The 594-nt window shown below is 55.7% G+C and carries 1 protein-coding gene; it reads right to left on the bottom strand.

Going from position 1 to position 594, the window contains the following annotated elements; all coding sequences use genetic code 11:
* Nucleotides 1–57: 57 nt before the first annotated feature.
* Nucleotides 58–243 carry a DUF2388 domain-containing protein gene (locus ABJ99_RS29710; RefSeq protein WP_122235045.1) on the bottom strand — a complete coding sequence of 62 codons (186 nt, stop codon included), beginning with the start codon at nt 241–243 and terminating at the stop codon, nt 58–60.
* Nucleotides 244–594 lie beyond the last annotated feature (351 nt).

The following is a 594-nucleotide window of genomic DNA, read 5'->3' on the forward strand; positions in this document are numbered from 1 at the left end:
CGCGGCATAACAGACTCCGACGCGGCCGCGATGAAACGGGAACAGACCCTAGCACCGTCAGTAAGTCACTGCGATAGCCTGAGCCAGTTGCAGTTCGCACATTCGGGGTTGCGTGGAAATAGAACGGTAGCGCCGAACAGCCTGCTCAGACTGGGCACCACGGATCTCGCCATCCGAACCGATGAATGCTAACGCATCGTCCCGGGCGGGCCGGGAAAAGTTGGCAACTTTGCCGGCAGGCATTGTCGTTAACAGGCCCGATGCCACTGTGGTCAGAACAATCGTATTTGGCCCATTACCGCCGCCCTCGTTTGCGAAAACATCAGGCGCTGGTTGAGCCAGGCTGTCAGAGCGATAGCCAATGTCTTCCGTGAGTTCATTGCTCGATAACCCATTGCATGCTGTGAGGGGGGCACGGCAGCAGAGTCCGGGCCGGGCTGACCAGCAGGTGTTGATGTCCTTATCAGTCTACACATTGGCAATTGCTGCCGACCATGGAGCTGCCTAGCGGAAGCTCTAGTGTGGTGTTTCACAAGTACCAATGAAAATATGATCTATGCTCATCTGAAACCAACTCGTGAGAGCTGAGCATTT

Origin of the sequence: Pseudomonas syringae pv. cilantro (assembly GCF_001293775.1) — a bacterium.
Classification (GTDB): Bacteria; Pseudomonadota; Gammaproteobacteria; order Pseudomonadales; family Pseudomonadaceae; genus Aquipseudomonas; species Aquipseudomonas syringae_P.

What these genes read in the sequence shown, in the direction of transcription:
- ABJ99_RS29710 (WP_122235045.1), bottom strand. Translation starts at nt 243, where the DNA reads ATGCCTGCCGGCAAAGTTGCCAACTTTTCCCGGCCCGCCCGGGACGAT.